Raw genomic sequence first — 16,488 nt, forward strand, 5'->3', positions numbered from 1 at the left:
AATAAGATTATTTGACACTAATCGTAGCATTATTTGCTCTATGATGACGACTTATCTTACAAAGGAGCGGAACATGATCGTTTTAAAACCTCGTCAACAAACCCCTGAATTACAGGTAAACACCCTATCTGGCCCTTGGTCTCTTGCTGAGCAGACACCAGAAAATTTCACTATGGTGGTGGTTTATCGCGGTTTGCATTGCCCGTTATGTCGCACTTATTTACAAGAGCTGAGCCGTTTGACGGAAGATTTTAAAGCCCTAGGTGTTACGGCACTTGCTGTGAGCAGCGATACAGAAGAACGCGCTAAGCAAGCCTTTGAAGAATGGAATATTGATAACCTAACCCTAGGTTATGGGTTGACGGTTGAGCAGTCACAGGCTTGGGGTCTACACCGCAGTGCTGGCCGTGGCAAAACAAGTATCGGCATCGAAGAGCCAGCTGAGTTCACAGAACCAGGCTTATTCTTCATTAAACCAGACGGTACGCTTTACTGGAGCAACATCAGCACAATGCCATTTGTACGCCCAAGCTTTAAAGAGTTATTAGGCGCCATCGGTAAAGTGTTAGAAATGAATTACCCTGCACGCGGTGAGCTTGTTTAACACGAGCCAGACTAGGTTAAGCAAAACCCTAGAGGTTTTGCTTAACTTTGCAGTGTTAATCAAGGATAAATAAAGTCGCCCCTTCAGAGCTTGAAGAGCGGTGAGGTTCGGCATCATCTGCCACTTGATAACTCATGCCAGCAGACAAATTAAAAGTACGTCCGTCTTTCAAAACCGTATTTAATTCACCACTAACGCAGAAAAGAATGTGCCCTTTCGTACACCAATGATCGGCCAAATACCCTGCCGAGTAGGTCACCATACGCACACGAATATCGCCAAACTGTCGGGTGCGCCAATAAGCGAAACCTGTTTCCCCTTTATGAGTGGTTTTTTCCACCCCTTGCCAATCTGTCACGCTAAAGGGTAAGTCTTGTATTTGCATCTTGTTACCTTAGATTTATTGTTCTTTTCCATCCGCTAAACGGTCCATCCGCTAGCCTATAAAATTCATCGCAGTTATATCACTCAGTAACCCTCTAGTATAGCGATGGAATAAGTCAGCTTTATGAAATATTGAGAAATATCTAAGGCTAAGATTTTAAGGCACTCGGAGCACTATTTTTCCAGTATGCAGCTTTTCCAAGAAGGTAATTTGCGCCTGATGAATATCTTGCAAATCAAACACTTTCGCGACGACAGGGCGTATCGCTCGGGCTTCAATAAGCGACACTAAACGAGCGAAAACACCTTCGTCCAGATGCGTACAACCGAAGAAGCTCAAATCCTTTAAATATAAAGTTCGCACATCAAGCTCCACCAAGGCACCACCAATAGCGCCAGAAACACCGTAGCGTCCTTTTGGTTTAAGAAGTTGCAGTAATGTTGGCCATTGTTCTCCCGCCACCAAATCAATCACCGCATCTACGCTGTTTTCCCCTAACTCAGCGAGTAAGTCCATATTACGATTCAGCACAAGATCAGCGCCTAAACTAAGCAAGGTTTGCTGTTTAGAAGGACTACTCACCACGATTACCTTTGCTCCTCGGGCTTTCGCTAACTGAATGGCAGCGGAGCCAACCCCACCGGATGCCCCGGTAATTAACACAGTATCGGATTGAGCGACTTGAGTACGGCTGAGTAGGTTTTCAGCGGTGGAATAGGAGCAAGGGAATGAAGCCAGTTCCACATCGGACATATCACTGTTTACTTTAAAGGCATGCACACTATCAACAACGGTATATTGAGCAAAGCCGCCATCACACTCTGACCCTAGGTACCAAAAACTAGCCACTTTTTTGCCTTGAACTTGTGTCATGCAAGGCTCAATCATCACCCTTTCCCCAATACGATCGGCACTGACATTTTCACCTACGGCTTCAATATAGCCACAGACATCGGCCCCTTGGATAAAAGGAAAAGACAGCGGCTCTCCAGACCAACTCGCATCGTCATGGTCGCTCTCGCCTTTTGAATACCAAGCAAGACGAGTATTAATATCGGTATTATTAACCCCTGCGGCCGCCACTTTGACTAACACTTGGTCCGCTTGCACGCTGGGTTTCGCTACATCCTCTTTGTATACAAGTTTATCTAGGCCTCCATGGCCCATAAGCTGTACAGCTTTCATCGTTTGCGTTACCTGTGTCATACGGCATTTTCCTTAAATAATGAAATCAATGTTTGTTTAACGGAAGCCATCGCCACCGAGCCAAGTATTGGCCAAGCACTGGCAACGCCTTCGTGTAGAATGAATAATGGCGTGGCCAAATCGGGCCGTGCGGATAACTTGCCTAAGAAGTCTCGCACTTCTCGTTTATGCTGTTTTACAGCCTCTTGAATCATGCAGTTCTCTGGATACGCTGCCATAGCGTTCATCGATAAACAGCCGTATGGGGCATAATCTTTCATCCAGATTTCCAGCTTATCGAACACCTGCCCAATGGCTGCGCCACCCAATTCATTCACATCCGCTGAAAGAAAATCCAAATAACGTTCATGCCGATAGCTCAAAGCCGCCACAATCATTTCATCTTTTGAGGGATAGTATTTATACAAAGTGCGCAGGCTCACCTGACACTCAGTTTTAAGCTGAGCCACGCTAGGCTGCACAAAACCATATTGGCTAAAGGCTATTTCAAGTTTTGCTGCGATGTCTTTATCTAACATAAACCACCAAGTAGAGTGTTTGTTCTACCCACATAGTAGAACAAACACTCTACTTGGTCAAATCACTTATTTTGGGCAAAAAAAAGTGGTATTCCGAAGAACACCACTAATAAAGGGGAGGAATTGAGAATGAATCTTTAAACTTGCTGGTAAAAGAAACATGATACCTATGAAAGGTAATTTATCCGCTCAATACAGATAAATAGGGTTACGCTGCCTTGCCAAGAGAAAACTTAGTATCGTACTCACGTAACAAATACAAAGTAATCGTTGCTGCTAGCATTGGCCAAGCGGCGAAAAATAATAAATTTGATGGGCCCCAAGGGTCCATATAGCGTCCAAAAGACACTAGAGTTGAGCTCAAATGCATGATCAAAATGATCAGTGTTGCCCAACGCTTCTGAAAACCAATTAGAAAACTAATCACCAAGGCCAATTGCGCGGCCCCTAATAAGTAGGCAATGTTTTCACTTAAATTTGGTACCGAGTAAAACACCTTCATAACGACGGCGGCATGACCTGGATTAACAAATTTATCCAAAGTCCACATTAAAAAAACAATGAACACACCTAATCGTAAGCCGAACAAACTCCATTCAAGTTTGCTTCGTGAAATAGAAACTGTAGACATAGCACCTAACCTTGAAATCTAAATAATCATTTTCTGTATTACGACCTGAATCAATATTAGATTCATCCATAAAATTATCTTGTTTCAAGATCGACAGAAGCCTCAATAACGGAGCCTATTTTAAAACAAAGCAGGGGGATGACAACCGACTACAGGCCAGATGCACATTGTTATCTCGATCATCAATTTGTGGACAAAATAATGAAGCACAAGGATTTTTACGCACGAGGGGAACTATTTAATTTGCTTGCGAAGCATTCAAGGGATCAAGCACTGATGTTCGCCAGAAGCAGGCTAATCTGTCGGCTTATAACGGCTCAAAACTAACTGTACAGTTTCTTCGATGACCTGTTCTTTTTGGGCACTTGTCACCGTCTCAAAACCGTATAGCAGAGGGTAAAAAACAAATGACTTTAGCTGATAAACAAATTGCTTGCTGGCAAAGTCACAATCTTCTATAACCAAACGACCGTCATCACAGGCGGCGGTCAAAAAATCTGCTAAATACCCTAAACAGCCTATTTTGATTTGCGTTAAATGTTTAGCCAGATCCGAGTCTTTCAGCAGTTGCATAAAACCAATTTTTGCAACACGAAGAAATTCTGGTGACGTCAGCAGCTGAACTTCATTTTCTGCGATTTTAGTTAGCTGTGCCTCTAAGGGCTGATTGCTGTGATATAACACCGGGTCGGCAGAGCTTAAACTACTTAACATACGCTCAATAATCGCAGCAAATAAAGCATCTTTATTTTCAAAATGATTGTAAACCGTTCTTTTTGACACCCTTGCCTGCGCAGCAAGCTGATCCATAGTGGTATGCTCTACTCCCACTTCGTAAAACATTTTCTCAGCCGTATCTAATATCTGTAAGCGCTTCTTTTCAGTTAACTTCATAGCTTTCCATCCCAGCAGAAGCCTCTATTAAAACACGGCAAAACAAATTAAACCAAGCAGTTTACTTTTTAATAAATAAAGGTAAACTCAGCAGTGTAATTTTACCTTTGGAGCTCCGAGATGCTTTTTCTGAAATGGCTTTTAATCATTCTAGCTGTGCTATTTTTAGCCGTTTATTTGATCAATGCACGTATTAGTGCAACAACACCGGCTACCTCTTCTTCGTCTGAACATTATCAGCAAGGTAAATACCATAACCCTGTACCGCAGCCTTCGCTGGGATTTCAAAAGACCCTAGAGCTATGGTTACGCTTCTTTTTTGAGAAAAAGGTAAACACAGTACCCAACAGAGAAATTCCTGTGCAGGCGTTGACCTCAGAACAACTCAGAGCCCTGACCAAACAGGATATTCAGATTACTAAGCTTGGGCACTCAACTGTGCTCTTAAAAGTGATGGATGAGTTTTGGTTACTAGACCCTGTCTTTGGCGAGCGCGCCTCTCCTTTCTCTTTTATGGGCCCCAAACGCTTCCACCAGCCACCTATCAGTTTAGAAGCATTACCGCCTATTGATAGAGTTTTGATCTCTCATAACCATTACGATCATCTAGACAAAGCCAGCATTAAAAAGCTGGCCGCAAAAACTAAAAACTTTTACGTGCCGCTAGGCGTCGAAGCCGATCTCGAAGCTTGGGGAATTGAGAAAAGTAAGATCACCAGTTTTGATTGGTGGGATGAAACCAAGACAAGCAACAGCCTTGTAGCTTTCACTCCCACCCAGCACTTTTCTGGCCGCGGTTTAGCAGATGGTAACCAAACCCTTTGGGGGTCATGGGTAATTCAAGCAGGAGACAGCCGCATTTATTTCAGTGGTGACTCTGGGTATTTTTCAGGTTTCAAAGAGATAGGGCAAAAGTACGGCCCTTTCGATTTAACCCTGATTGAAACCGGCGCTTATGACAAAGACTGGGCCCATATACACATGACACCCGAACAAAGTGTCCAAGCGCATTTAGATTTACAAGGAAAAACCATGGTTCCGATTCACAACGGTACCTTTGATCTGGCTTTTCATAGCTGGACCGACCCATTTGAGCGAGTCAAAGCAGCCGCTAAAGAAGCATCCGTAGACTTAAGTACACCGGAATTTGGGGAGGTCTTTAGCAGTAAAGGCCCAGCCATAAAAACAGATTGGTGGCATGATCCGCAGGGCCAAGGTTAAGGCAATTCACACCAACTAAGCTTCTTGTCAGTCCAGACATGTTCAGTAGGCGCGAAGACTTTATCATCTTCAAGATTAACGGGTTTGAGCTTAAGTTTTATTAGGCTCATATCATCCGGGTTATAATGATAAATACGATTGCCACAGCCACCACAAAATTTCGCATTATTGGAATTGCCACTGTCAGCAACCCTGCTCCACTCTCGCATTTCTCCTTTAAATACTATGTCAGAAGTATTAACAACCGCAGTTACGCTATAGGGGCCAGTAGCCAGTTTCTGGCATTCAGTGCAATGACAAGCAAAGACCCTTTTTGGTTTATTTAACAACTCATAACTGACCTGCCCACACTGGCAAGCCCCATATATCGGGTAATTCATCCTGCTACTCCTCCATTGATTAAACCAAAGAAGCCTTTATAAAGGCTTAATTTGGCGCACCTTCAAACATTCTATTCCTAGCACTGATCAAGTGTTTCTTCATTGCGTCACGTGCCCCTTCCGCATCGCCATCCTTGATCGCTTGCACGATCAAGAAGTGTTCCTTTTGGACCAACTGCAGACGCGATTCAGGATGTAGCAAGGATAAATTTCGAGTGATGTTAATACCTTCTTTGATGCTTTTGCGAAGTAAGCTAAGTACTGTGCTATAAAAGTGATTATTAGCGGCATTAGTGATAGCAAAATGAAAGTCAAAATCTTCATCAGTGGCCAGTTTATTAGAGGCATTAGCAACGTTCATTTTTTCATACGCGGCCACAATGATATCTAGTTGGGCACTGGTACGTCTTTGCGCGGCCAGCGCAGCAGCATCAGCTTCTAAATTACAACGAAACTCGAAACAACGCTGAATATCGGCAATACTCGATAAAGGAGAGAATTGCAGCACTAAATTATCTGGTTTTTTTATCACAAAACTTCCCGACCCTCGCCGGGATGCAATCAATTCATCCTCTCGCAAACGGGCAAGCGCTTCTCTTAAAACCGGCCGAGAAACGTTAAATTCCTTACATAATTGAGCTTCAGGAGGCAGCTTGGTATTTAACCCATAGCTACCATCCATAATAAGAGCCAGTATTTGCTCATACACTATCGCACCTAGCGACTGTTGTGATGACTTTTTTTGAGTAGGAGCCTTACTCATAGTGTGTTTACCCACTTTATAATTTTTCGAGTTGCAGTACTTAGGCTGATGGAGGGGCAATTCCCTCTCACATGGCTTTATCTCTCATTCTAACGATCAGATCAGCAGATATAAATATCCTAGCTATTGCTTAAAAGTAAGGTTTTGTACTTCCGACTAATAGGATGGACAAAAAACTAAGCAATAGATCCGACCCACTCCTTTAAAGACAAAACTAATTATTACAAATTAGCACTAAAACCCAAAAAAAACGATATAAATATCAATCAAGTATCTTTAAACCTCAAAAAAATAAGTAAAAAGTTGTAAAAATTAGTTTGATTTATTCATTTTCTGGGCGTATTGTTTTTCCTGTAACCTCAAACCTACAAAGGTCAAACAATGAATAAATATAAAAAACTCGAGGATGCAGTGAAGCAACAACTTCAACAGGTTTCAACTGCAACTCTACATACGGCTTTGTTTAAGAAAGGACTGCGTAACACATACATTCAAGGTGTTTCGCGTGTTAATCACTCCCAGGTAAAAATGGTCGGTCAGGCATTCACGCTGCGCTATATCCCTGCTCGAGAAGACCTCGATACGGTAGCGGCATTTAAAGACCCAGAACACCCTCAACGCTTAGCGGTAGAAACCGTCCCTGAAGGTATGATAATGGTGTCCGATTGCCGACAAGATGCCTCTGCTGCAAGCGCAGGGAGCATACTGCTCACCCGTCTAGAATATCGTAAATGCGCAGGCTTTGTATCCGATGCAGGTATTCGCGACTTTGACGTTGCCGCCTCAATGGATATGCCAATTTTCTGCGCCAAACCCAGCGCACCTACCAACCTGACTAAACACCATGGCGTTGATTTAGAAGTACCTATTGGCTGCGGTGGTGTTCCTGTATATCCAGGTGATGTCTTAGTCGGTGATGGTGACGGGATAATTGTCATTCCGTTAGAGATCGTTGCAGAGATCGCTACAGAAGCGGTACGCATGGAAAAATTTGAAGATTATGTAATCAATCAGGTACGTGCAGGCAGTGGCGTTATTGGCTTGTATCCACCTAATGATCAGGCGCAACAAGCCTATGATGAGTTTTGTAAAAGCTAGAAAGGAGGTGTAACACCTTATAACTTAAAGGTTTTTATTAGAAACAAGAACACTAAAACATAACTATCACTAATAATAAAAAGAGAAACCGCTATGTTAACTAAAAAAATAAAACACACTCTACTCGGTGCTGTCAGTGCCTGCATTCTTAGCACTTCATTGATCGCAGCTGATTTCCCTACCAAAGATATTCGTTTAATTGTGCCTTGGCCTGCTGGTGGTGGCGCTGATGCTATCTCCCGTAAAATTAGTAATATTGCTGAACAGCAACTGCCTAAATCCATTTATGTTGAAAACATTGGTGGTGCGGTGACGGCGACAGGTCTAATGCAAATGACACGGGCGCGCCCAGACGGCCATACTGTAGGCGTACTAACCTACGACAGTGTCATTACCCTTCCTCGAGGCAAAATGGTTCCTGGCTATTCATTAGAAAAAATGACGCCTATTGCTCGAATCACTCGTGAAGCGGATGCAATCGTCGTTTCTAAACACGCAGGTTATAACTCTTTCGAAGAGCTAATTAACGCAGCTAAAGCGAAGCCTAATACAGTACGAGTAGGTGTAGCACCAAAAGGGTCTGGTCCTTACTTAGCCGTACGTCGTTTGGAAAAACAGACTGGCGTTTCCTTTAACGTTATCACTTACCCAGGTTCCTCCAGTGCAGAAGCCGAAGCACTGCTTTCTGGTGAATTGGATGCGGCAATCTCTAGCTTAGGTGACTTCAACGGCATCATCACTTCTGGTGATGCGAAAGGTGTTGTTGAACTGTCTTCCCAGCAGAACCCATCATTTCCTGATGTACCACCTATTAGTACTTATGGTTATGACTTAGAAACAGGTAGCTTCATCCTGCTTGCAGCGCCTAAAAACACCCCGAAAGATTCCATTGCCACACTAGAGTCCGCTTTTAAAACGGCCTTTGACAGCAAGGAATTTCAATCTTGGGTAACCACTATTGGTGTCACACCTAGTTGGTTAGGTTCCAATGACGTTCAAAACTGGATTGATGATTTACAGTCCAGCACGTTCAAAGTGATGGACGATCTGAACCTTTAAGTAAGGTACGAACAAGTCTACTGGCTTCAGCGTGTGGATAAACCTTTATTATTCGAGGCAAGCTTTGAAGACCAATATTGAACATATTGGCAAGAAGATTAACAAAGAATAAAAAGTGTTTAGCCCACGCCCTTCGGGTCTTTCAGACAAACGGCCTCTCTGTGTTAAGAGTGATTGAAAGGTATTAACATTCCTGCTCACTCTTGCCTTGATAGACCATTTCTCTGATAAGACTGAAGTTCAGAAGACTTAACCGCACCTTCCTTAAGCCAACAACTATATTTCGTCCCGGTTCTGCGGGGCGTTTATAAGGTAAATGATGATGCTTTTTAATAAGAATTTAGTGTTTTATTATTTTATTCTGGTGTTCTCTTTGGGCTACTTAGTAACCGCCATCAGTTTAGGCAAGCCTATTGTAGAAAGCCGCTTAGAACCTTCTTTTTTCCCTATAGTAATAGGAAGCTTTGCCGTTTTTTTTAGCTTAATTCTGTTGTCACGACAATTTGCTAAAAACAAAGCTGAGCCAGAAACCAACAAGACTGATATGAAAGCGTCAGATAACGCTAGGTTTGCACCAGCTTTAATCATGCTCGCAATCTTCATATACATACTAGCCTTTTCCTATATTGGTTATTTCATATCATCTTACCTGTTTGTTTTATCGGTGATTTTAATCTTTTCAAGTTTTGAAAAGTTTCTCCAGAAAGCCGCCATTTCTTTCATTATAGCCTTGGTTGGATACCTTCTTTTTGAACAGGTATTCGGTGTTAGGCTGCCGGCATTATGGGAGTAATAAAGTATGGAATTTATTAGTCTAGTTGCCCAAAGCTTTAGCATGCTGCTTGAGCCTGTAATTCTTGTCTATGTGATAGCTGGTTTTTTAATTGGTACTATTTTCGCTGCTATCCCTGGCTTAACAGCGACGCTAGCCTTAGCGCTCTTACTACCACTAACTTACAGTCTTGATGTCACTACAGCTTTGATGGCCTGTGCCAGCATTTATATGGCTGGTATGTGCGGTGGTAGTATCACCGCCACCACCATTAATATTCCCGGTGCACCATCATCCATGATGACTGCATTAGACGGTTACCCACTACAGCAACAAGGTAAAGGAGCATTAGCTCTAGGCCATGCTGCAGTTGGCTCTATGGTAGGCGGCGCCGTCGGAGCACTGCTACTTATTGCTGTTGCACCCTTTGTGGCTGAGGCATCATTATTGGTAAAAACGACCGGTAAGTTCTCCTTACTGGCATTTGCTGTCATCGTCATAATTATTGCCCAGCGCGGTAATATGATTAAAGCCGCTATGGCTTCCTGCATGGGCATTATGTTATCCACGGTGGGCCTTGATGCCATGGAGCCTGTCACCCGCTTTACTTTTGAGTTGAGTGAATTGACCGCCGGCATTGATTTAATGCCCGTCATCATAGGTACTTTCGCCATCAGTGAAATTCTCATCCAAGCCAATGGTTCAGGTTATACAAAACAAGCAGTAGAAGCTTTCAATAAAGTAAAGATAAAACGTAGAGACTTTCTACCGCCTTTCGCTGAGATCCGCAAAATAGGTGTTATTTGCTACCTAAAATCCAGTTTCATCGGTTATTTTGTCGGCACTCTTCCTGGAGCTGGCGGTTCGATGGGGAGCTTTCTTGCCTATGCAGAGACAGTACGTACTTCTAAAGAGCCTGAAACCTTCGGTAAAGGTAATCCTAAAGGTATCGCTGCTTCTGAAAGCGCCAATAACGCTGTTTGTGGTGGCGCACTCGTACCCATGCTCACCTTTGGAATTCCCGGCGATCCAATCACAGCCATTATGTTAGGAGTATTGGTGATCAATGGTATTCAGCCAGGGCCTCAACTGATGTCAGGGCAAGCGGAACTCATTGCTCCTATGTTGGCTGCATTGCTCTTTAGTGCTGTTATCTTGATCCCTTTAACATTGTTTTTATTGGGCCCTTACTTCATCAAGATTGTCGCCATACGTAAGGACATTTTATATGGTGTAATCGCACTATTAGCCGTTGTTGGCAGCTATGTTGCTACCTACTCGTTCTTCCAGATGATGATGGCACTAGCAATGGGTATCTTGGCTTATTATTTAAGAAAAAATGGATTTCCATTAATCACTCTATTACTGGGCTTTATTCTTGGACCAAATCTTGAGGAGTTTTTGCGCAGAGCCCTTGCTCTATCAAACGGCAATCCTCTTACTTTTATTACCAACTTAGACAGCCTATTTTTCATCATCCTAACATTGGTTTTCGTTTACTTTTTGGCCATCAAAAAGCCGCTTAAAACCCCTGTATAAACACCTTAATCAATAGCATGGTAGGTCGAAAACAGACTTGCCATGCCAAATAACATCTTAAATTTAGGAGCATACAATGCAATTAACAGGTCAACAATTGATCGGGCAAAGCTGTTACTCGGCATCCGGCACCCCTATTTGGGCAATCAACCCTGCCACTGGTAAGCAATTACAGCCGGGGTATTTAAGCGGTGGCAAAGAAGAGGTTGATCATGCCTGCGAACTTGCTAATTCTGCAAAAATAGATTTTCGTAATACTAGTACCGAAGAGCGAGCGGTTTTCCTAGAAACCATTGCCGAAGAAATTATGAATCTTGGGGAAACTTTGGTGACACGGTGCATGCAAGAAACAGGATTGCCTCAAGGACGTATAGAAGGAGAAAGAGGCAGAACTTGTGGTCAATTAAAGCTGTTTGCCCAATTACTGCGTTCTGGAGAATGGTTTGATGCTCGCATAGATCCTAGCCTACCAGAAAGACAGCCCTTACCAAGAGCAGATCTACGCTATCACAAAATTGCCCTAGGGCCAGTTGCCGTGTTTGGCGCAAGTAACTTTCCATTAGCATTTAGCGTTGCTGGCGGAGATACTGCAGCGGCTTTTGCGGCAGGCTGTCCTGTCATTGTAAAAGCCCATTCAGCACACCCTGGCACGGCAGAATTAGTCGGTAAAGCTATTCAAAATGCAGTCTCTAGCTGCCAACTACCGGAAGGCGTTTTTTCACTACTATATGGATCGGGTAATAACCTTGGTCAGGCACTTGTCACTGACCCTCGAATTAAAGCAGTGGGTTTCACCGGGTCACGCTCTGGCGGCACCGCCCTGATGCGTCTAGCCCAAGCCCGACCAGAGCCTATTCCTGTCTATGCAGAGATGAGCAGTATCAATCCTGTAGTACTCTTACCTCAAGCCCTTAAAAATCAAGCGATTAAACTGGGTGAAGAGTTTATAGGGTCTTTAACCATGGGAGCAGGTCAGTTTTGCACAAATCCAGGCCTTATTTTAGCCATCAAGAGTAAAGCGCTAGACAACTTCATTGCCGCGGCTCACCAGGCTATCGAACAAGTTCCAGCACAAACCATGCTGACCCCAGGCATATACCAAGCATACACCAATGGCTTAACCTCACTAAATAACAATGGCAGCATAAGCAGCAGCTCTAAAGGCCTTTCATCAGACCAACCGAATACCTGCCAAGCGGCTTTTTTTGTGACACAGGCATCGAATTTTTTAAATGACGAAAGACTTGCAAACGAAGTCTTTGGTGCCAGCTCTGTTTTGGTAGAGTGTGATGATTTTGAGCAATTAAAAAACCTTACTCAGCAACTTGAGGGTCAATTAACCGCCTGCCTTCACATGGAGAAAGCGGACCTCACTATGGCTCAAAGCTTATTACCAACACTTGAGGAGAAAGCTGGCCGGGTGATGGTGAATAGCTGGCCGACAGGCGTTGAAGTTTGTCATGCCATGGTGCATGGCGGGCCATACCCAGCAACCTCAGACGCACGCAGCACATCGGTTGGTAGCGCCGCTATAGATCGCTTCCTCCGTCCAGTTTGTTACCAGAACCTTCCTCAAGAACTCTTACCAACAGACCTTCGCGATGGGAACCCTCTGGGCATTTCAATACTTGTTGATGGTAAAAGAAGCCTTTAAAAAAATAAGCCCGTAGTTTTTCTACGGGCTTATCCCTATATTTTATTCACTATTACTGCTTAACAAGCTAGATGACATTAGCGCTTCGCCAGGACAAAATGGCTCATAGTGTCGCGCATGGCATCCCCTTGACCGCTCAACTCTTCAGCAGCGGCGGCGCCTTCTACGGAGCCTGCAGCATTTTGTTCAACCACATCCCCTACAGACGAAATAGAGCGAGTCACTTCATCTACCGCTAACGCTTGCTCACCGCTGGCAGTACTTATGGCAGAGACCCGAGAGGTGACTTCTTTAATGGACTCAAATACTTCATTTAGGGCTTTATCGGTTTCTTCCGCTATGGTTACGCCATGCTGTGTCTTGGCTTCCGACAACTGAATTAATTTCGAGGTTTCTAAAGCCGCATCTGTGCTTCTAGACGCCAGTCCACGAACTTCATCTGCCACCACAGCAAAGCCTCGGCCTTGCTCGCCAGCACGAGCCGCCTCGATAGCCGCATTAAGAGCAAGTAGGTTCGTTTGTTCAGCAATCTCATCAATGGTTTTTATAAAGCTCGCAATAGTTTCCCCTGCGTCTTTAATATCAGCCATGGCCACCACCATGTCTTTCATGTGAGTTTGACCTTGAGTTACCGCTTGTTGAGCTGAGGCTGCTAAGGCATTAGCCTCTCTCGCACTCTGGGCATTTTCATTGGTTTGTACAGAAAGTTGTTCTAAGGCGGCTGAGATGGTCTGCAAATGATCTTTCTGCTCTGTTGCCCCCTCGGCCAAAGCATGGCTAAAGCCAGACACTTGAGAACTGCCCACAGCAATTTGATCCACGGCGCCTTGTATTTCAGTCAGGATATCGTTGAGATTTTTCACCATGTCTTGCAATGCAAGGCCAAGGCTATCCTGTTCTGATGCCAGCACCACATTGGCTGACAAATCCCCATCGGCAATTTTACGTGCAAGAGCCGCTTTGTTTTGCAGACTTTCCACCATATTACGTACCGCTCGGTATAAGCTATCTTCTGCCTCATTACGATCACTAAGATCCAAGGCCAGATCCCCTTTCGCCACCTGCCTTACAATGTCAGTCACCATCTGAGGATCACCACCAAGACTACGTGTTGTGCTGCGAGTAATCAGTAATGCTATACCCAACGCTAATAACACAGCCAATACCACTAAACCGCCAATCACTATCACTGCAGTGTCTTCACTTTTCTGCAGTCGATCACCAATTTCATCCTGTGTTTGTTTTAAAGAAATCTTTAGATCTTCGGTAAGTTTCGCTACATGTGGGCCAATACGGTTCAAAGTATCTTCAATTAGAGCATTACGCTCAGCGACTTCAATGATAATGTCATCAAATGCCGTCTCATATAGAATGACTTCTTCTGCGACTTCAGCCAATAGCTCCAAACGCTTGGGGTTCTGCAGCTCAATTTCTAGCACTTGAAGTAACACATTTAAGTCCTTGAACTCTTTATAAACGACTTCTGCATCTACCTGAGTATTGGTTTCAAGGAACTTAACAGCATACAAACGCGTTAGTAACAGGCTTCTTGTCGCCAATGAAGCGTTATAAGCAGCAACCATGTCTCCATCATCTTTGGCTGAGATCAGAATATTCGTTAAGGCCTTTTCCATGAGCGGGCCATTTACATTCAAGACAGTTTCAACCAAGGCGTTCTCTTGCGTTTTAAGCTCGACGACTTTCTCAAAAGTCGCCCCATACTCTGTTAACAAACCTTCCATTTGCAGGATAGATTGCTTTCTATCTGGGTCTGAAACGACAGTAGAAGCCTCTGCTAACGCTTGGATAGTTTTCTCCCAATAGGCATCAAACTCTTGCTTATCTTTATCACTTGAAGTGATCAAATAATCTTTTACATTCATCCGAACCATCAACATGTTCGACTGAACATTACCGATGGCGTTATTGGCTGCAGTGAGACTTCGGTATTGAGATAACCCTTCGGAAGAATGATTAATGGCAACAAAGGCCGTAATACCAACAAGAAGAAGTAGAACCAGAACGATTGAGAAGCTGAGATAAAGTTTTTTGGAGAAGCTAAGCATATCCTTTGCCTTATACAAAGATCGCTGATTCGCGATGGAGTTTATTATGTAAGTTTTAAGTAAACCAAATACATAATAATCATAAAAAGTGCAAAAGACACCATATCTGACCATTTAGATGGCTATTTTTTATTCACCTTTTTCAATTGTGCTCTCAACCTAACTTAATATCTCTTCCTTTAGATACAAAAAAAGCCACCAAATCATCGACTTAGTGGCTTCTTAAAGCTGCTATTTCTCAATTATTAAGGCATAAACCCTTAATCTTGATTAATAAAGTAATTTACAACATAAGCAGGCAATTCCGCTGCTGGAACAACGATTTGCTCCATAGTGTCACGGTCACGAACTGTTACCGGCGCACCTTCTTTTTCAATTGAGTCAAAGTCAACCGTTACACAAATCGGCGTACCCACTTCGTCATGACGACGGTAGCCTTTACCTACGTTACCAGTGTTTTCATAAAGAATACGACCTAGACCTAGCTTCTGTAGTTTGTTTTTCAGTTCTTTTGCTAAAGCAACGATCTCTGGCTTATTCTTCTTAAGCGGCATAATCGCTACTTTAATCGGCGCAAGATGAGGCTTAAATTTCAGTACCGTACGAGTAGAACCATTTGCGAGTTCTTCTTCTGTGTATGCTTCAGTCATCACAGCTAACAAGCCACGATCAAGACCCGCAGAAGGCTCGATACAGAAAGGCACTTCCCATTTGTTCGCTTCTAAATCACGAACCGCCAACTTGGAAGTAGAATGCTCGTTCTTCTTCACTTTTGCAGACAGACCGAATTCTTCCTGAGCCTTAGTGTGAGAACCCAAATCGTAGTCTGTACGGTTAGCAACACCTTCTAGTTCTTCAAAACCATGTGGAAACTTGTACAAGATATCCACAGTCGATTTTGAATAGTGGGCAAGGTCATCCCCTGTTACGTATTCAAACTCAATGTTTTCTGCTGATAGACCTTGATCCAACCACCATTGCTTACGTGCATTGACCCAGAATTCATGCCATTTTTCGTCTTCACCTGGCTTACAGAAGAATTCCAGTTCCATTTGTTCGAATTCACGAACACGGAAAATGAAGTTACGTGGCGTGATTTCGTTACGGAACGATTTACCAATTTGCGCAATACCAAACGGCAAAGAACGAGACGTAGAATCGACAACATTTTTGAAGTTAGTGAAGATACCTTGGGCCGTTTCAGGGCGAAGATAAGTGTAAGACTCTTCATTCACCATTGGGCCAACGTTGGTTTTAAACATTAGGTTAAAATCACGAGGCTCTGTCACTTTATCCGAACCACAGTTGTCACAGATTTTAATGTCCTTCATGTGGTCGGCACGCATGCGTGATTTACACTCGTGACAGTCCACCATAGGATCAGTGAAGGTATCTTCGTGACCTGAGTATTTATAAACGTTTTTGTTTTGGATGATCGCCGCATCCAAACCTTCTACATCGTCACGCTCATAAACCATTGAACGCCACCAAGCAGCCTTAAGGTTGTTCTTTAACTCAATACCGAGCGGACCGTAATCGTAAGCACCTTGCATACCACCGTAGATTTCACTGCCTTGGAAAATAAATCCGCGACGTTTACACAGGGAGACGAGTTCATCCATTGTTTTAGCTGGCATTTCTAAACACACCTTTAAGCAAAATTTCGTTAATAAGCGCAGGTCCAAAACATACTGGCCC

General features: G+C 43.6%; 16 protein-coding genes. 7 read left to right on the forward strand and 9 right to left on the reverse strand.

Annotated features, from left to right (window positions below):
* Nucleotides 1–73: 73 nt before the first annotated feature.
* Nucleotides 74–604: a peroxiredoxin-like family protein gene (locus ACUM5Y_RS03300; protein WP_445975422.1), complete on the forward strand. Its 531-nt coding sequence runs from the start codon at nt 74–76 to the stop codon at nt 602–604.
* A 55-nt stretch (nt 605–659) separates the two neighbouring features.
* Here the strand turns inward: ACUM5Y_RS03300 and ACUM5Y_RS03305 are convergent, their stop codons facing one another.
* The 5 genes from ACUM5Y_RS03305 to ACUM5Y_RS03325 form a co-directional block, all read right to left on the reverse strand.
* Nucleotides 660–989: a DHCW motif cupin fold protein gene (locus ACUM5Y_RS03305; protein ID WP_445975423.1), complete on the reverse strand. Its 330-nt coding sequence runs from the start codon at nt 987–989 to the stop codon at nt 660–662.
* A 156-nt stretch (nt 990–1,145) separates the two neighbouring features.
* Nucleotides 1,146–2,195 carry an alcohol dehydrogenase family protein gene (locus ACUM5Y_RS03310; RefSeq protein WP_445975424.1) on the reverse strand — a complete coding sequence of 350 codons (1,050 nt, stop codon included), beginning with the start codon at nt 2,193–2,195 and terminating at the stop codon, nt 1,146–1,148.
* On the reverse strand, nt 2,192–2,713 hold the full coding sequence (locus tag ACUM5Y_RS03315; protein ID WP_445975425.1) for a TetR/AcrR family transcriptional regulator: 522 nt from the start codon (nt 2,711–2,713) through the stop codon (nt 2,192–2,194). The genes ACUM5Y_RS03310 and ACUM5Y_RS03315 overlap by 4 nt, the downstream gene beginning before the upstream one ends.
* A gap of 208 nt (nt 2,714–2,921) precedes the next feature.
* Nucleotides 2,922–3,344 carry a MauE/DoxX family redox-associated membrane protein gene (locus tag ACUM5Y_RS03320; RefSeq protein ID WP_445975426.1) on the reverse strand — a complete coding sequence of 141 codons (423 nt, stop codon included), beginning with the start codon at nt 3,342–3,344 and terminating at the stop codon, nt 2,922–2,924.
* A 294-nt stretch (nt 3,345–3,638) separates the two neighbouring features.
* Complete coding sequence (locus ACUM5Y_RS03325) at nt 3,639–4,238, reverse strand: TetR/AcrR family transcriptional regulator (RefSeq protein WP_445975427.1); 600 nt, start codon at nt 4,236–4,238, stop codon at nt 3,639–3,641.
* A 120-nt stretch (nt 4,239–4,358) separates the two neighbouring features.
* Between ACUM5Y_RS03325 and ACUM5Y_RS03330 the strand changes: the two genes are divergently transcribed.
* Nucleotides 4,359–5,459, forward strand: coding sequence for an MBL fold metallo-hydrolase (locus ACUM5Y_RS03330; protein WP_445975428.1), 1,101 nt, complete (start codon nt 4,359–4,361; stop codon nt 5,457–5,459).
* Here the strand turns inward: ACUM5Y_RS03330 and ACUM5Y_RS03335 are convergent.
* Nucleotides 5,456–5,839: a GFA family protein gene (locus tag ACUM5Y_RS03335; protein WP_445975429.1), complete on the reverse strand. Its 384-nt coding sequence runs from the start codon at nt 5,837–5,839 to the stop codon at nt 5,456–5,458. The two genes, ACUM5Y_RS03330 and ACUM5Y_RS03335, sit on opposite strands and share 4 nt — an antisense overlap.
* A 46-nt stretch (nt 5,840–5,885) precedes the next feature.
* Nucleotides 5,886–6,602 (reverse strand): FadR/GntR family transcriptional regulator, encoded by a 717-nt coding sequence (locus ACUM5Y_RS03340; protein WP_445975430.1) that lies wholly within the window; start codon nt 6,600–6,602, stop codon nt 5,886–5,888.
* A gap of 381 nt (nt 6,603–6,983) precedes the next feature.
* On the opposite strand from ACUM5Y_RS03340, the gene ACUM5Y_RS03345 reads away from it, so the two are divergent.
* From ACUM5Y_RS03345 to ACUM5Y_RS03365, 5 genes are all read left to right on the forward strand, one after another.
* On the forward strand, nt 6,984–7,700 hold the full coding sequence (locus tag ACUM5Y_RS03345; RefSeq protein WP_445975431.1) for a ribonuclease activity regulator RraA: 717 nt from the start codon (nt 6,984–6,986) through the stop codon (nt 7,698–7,700).
* A gap of 93 nt (nt 7,701–7,793) precedes the next feature.
* On the forward strand, nt 7,794–8,759 hold the full coding sequence (locus ACUM5Y_RS03350) for a Bug family tripartite tricarboxylate transporter substrate binding protein (RefSeq protein WP_445975432.1): 966 nt from the start codon (nt 7,794–7,796) through the stop codon (nt 8,757–8,759).
* A 316-nt stretch (nt 8,760–9,075) separates the two neighbouring features.
* Nucleotides 9,076–9,552 carry a tripartite tricarboxylate transporter TctB family protein gene (locus ACUM5Y_RS03355; protein ID WP_445975433.1) on the forward strand — a complete coding sequence of 159 codons (477 nt, stop codon included), beginning with the start codon at nt 9,076–9,078 and terminating at the stop codon, nt 9,550–9,552.
* A gap of 6 nt (nt 9,553–9,558) precedes the next feature.
* Complete coding sequence (locus tag ACUM5Y_RS03360; RefSeq protein WP_445975434.1) at nt 9,559–11,070, forward strand: tripartite tricarboxylate transporter permease; 1,512 nt, start codon at nt 9,559–9,561, stop codon at nt 11,068–11,070.
* A gap of 76 nt (nt 11,071–11,146) precedes the next feature.
* Nucleotides 11,147–12,724: an aldehyde dehydrogenase (NADP(+)) gene (locus ACUM5Y_RS03365; RefSeq protein WP_445975435.1), complete on the forward strand. Its 1,578-nt coding sequence runs from the start codon at nt 11,147–11,149 to the stop codon at nt 12,722–12,724.
* A gap of 77 nt (nt 12,725–12,801) precedes the next feature.
* Here ACUM5Y_RS03365 and ACUM5Y_RS03370 read toward each other — a convergent pair whose 3' ends face one another.
* Complete coding sequence (locus tag ACUM5Y_RS03370) at nt 12,802–14,790, reverse strand: methyl-accepting chemotaxis protein (RefSeq protein ID WP_445975436.1); 1,989 nt, start codon at nt 14,788–14,790, stop codon at nt 12,802–12,804.
* Nucleotides 14,791–15,050: 260 nt separating this feature from the next.
* Nucleotides 15,051–16,427 carry a glycine--tRNA ligase gene (locus ACUM5Y_RS03375; protein WP_445975437.1) on the reverse strand — a complete coding sequence of 459 codons (1,377 nt, stop codon included), beginning with the start codon at nt 16,425–16,427 and terminating at the stop codon, nt 15,051–15,053.
* Nucleotides 16,428–16,488: the final 61 nt, after the last annotated feature.

The organism is Marinomonas dokdonensis (genome assembly GCF_052747885.1).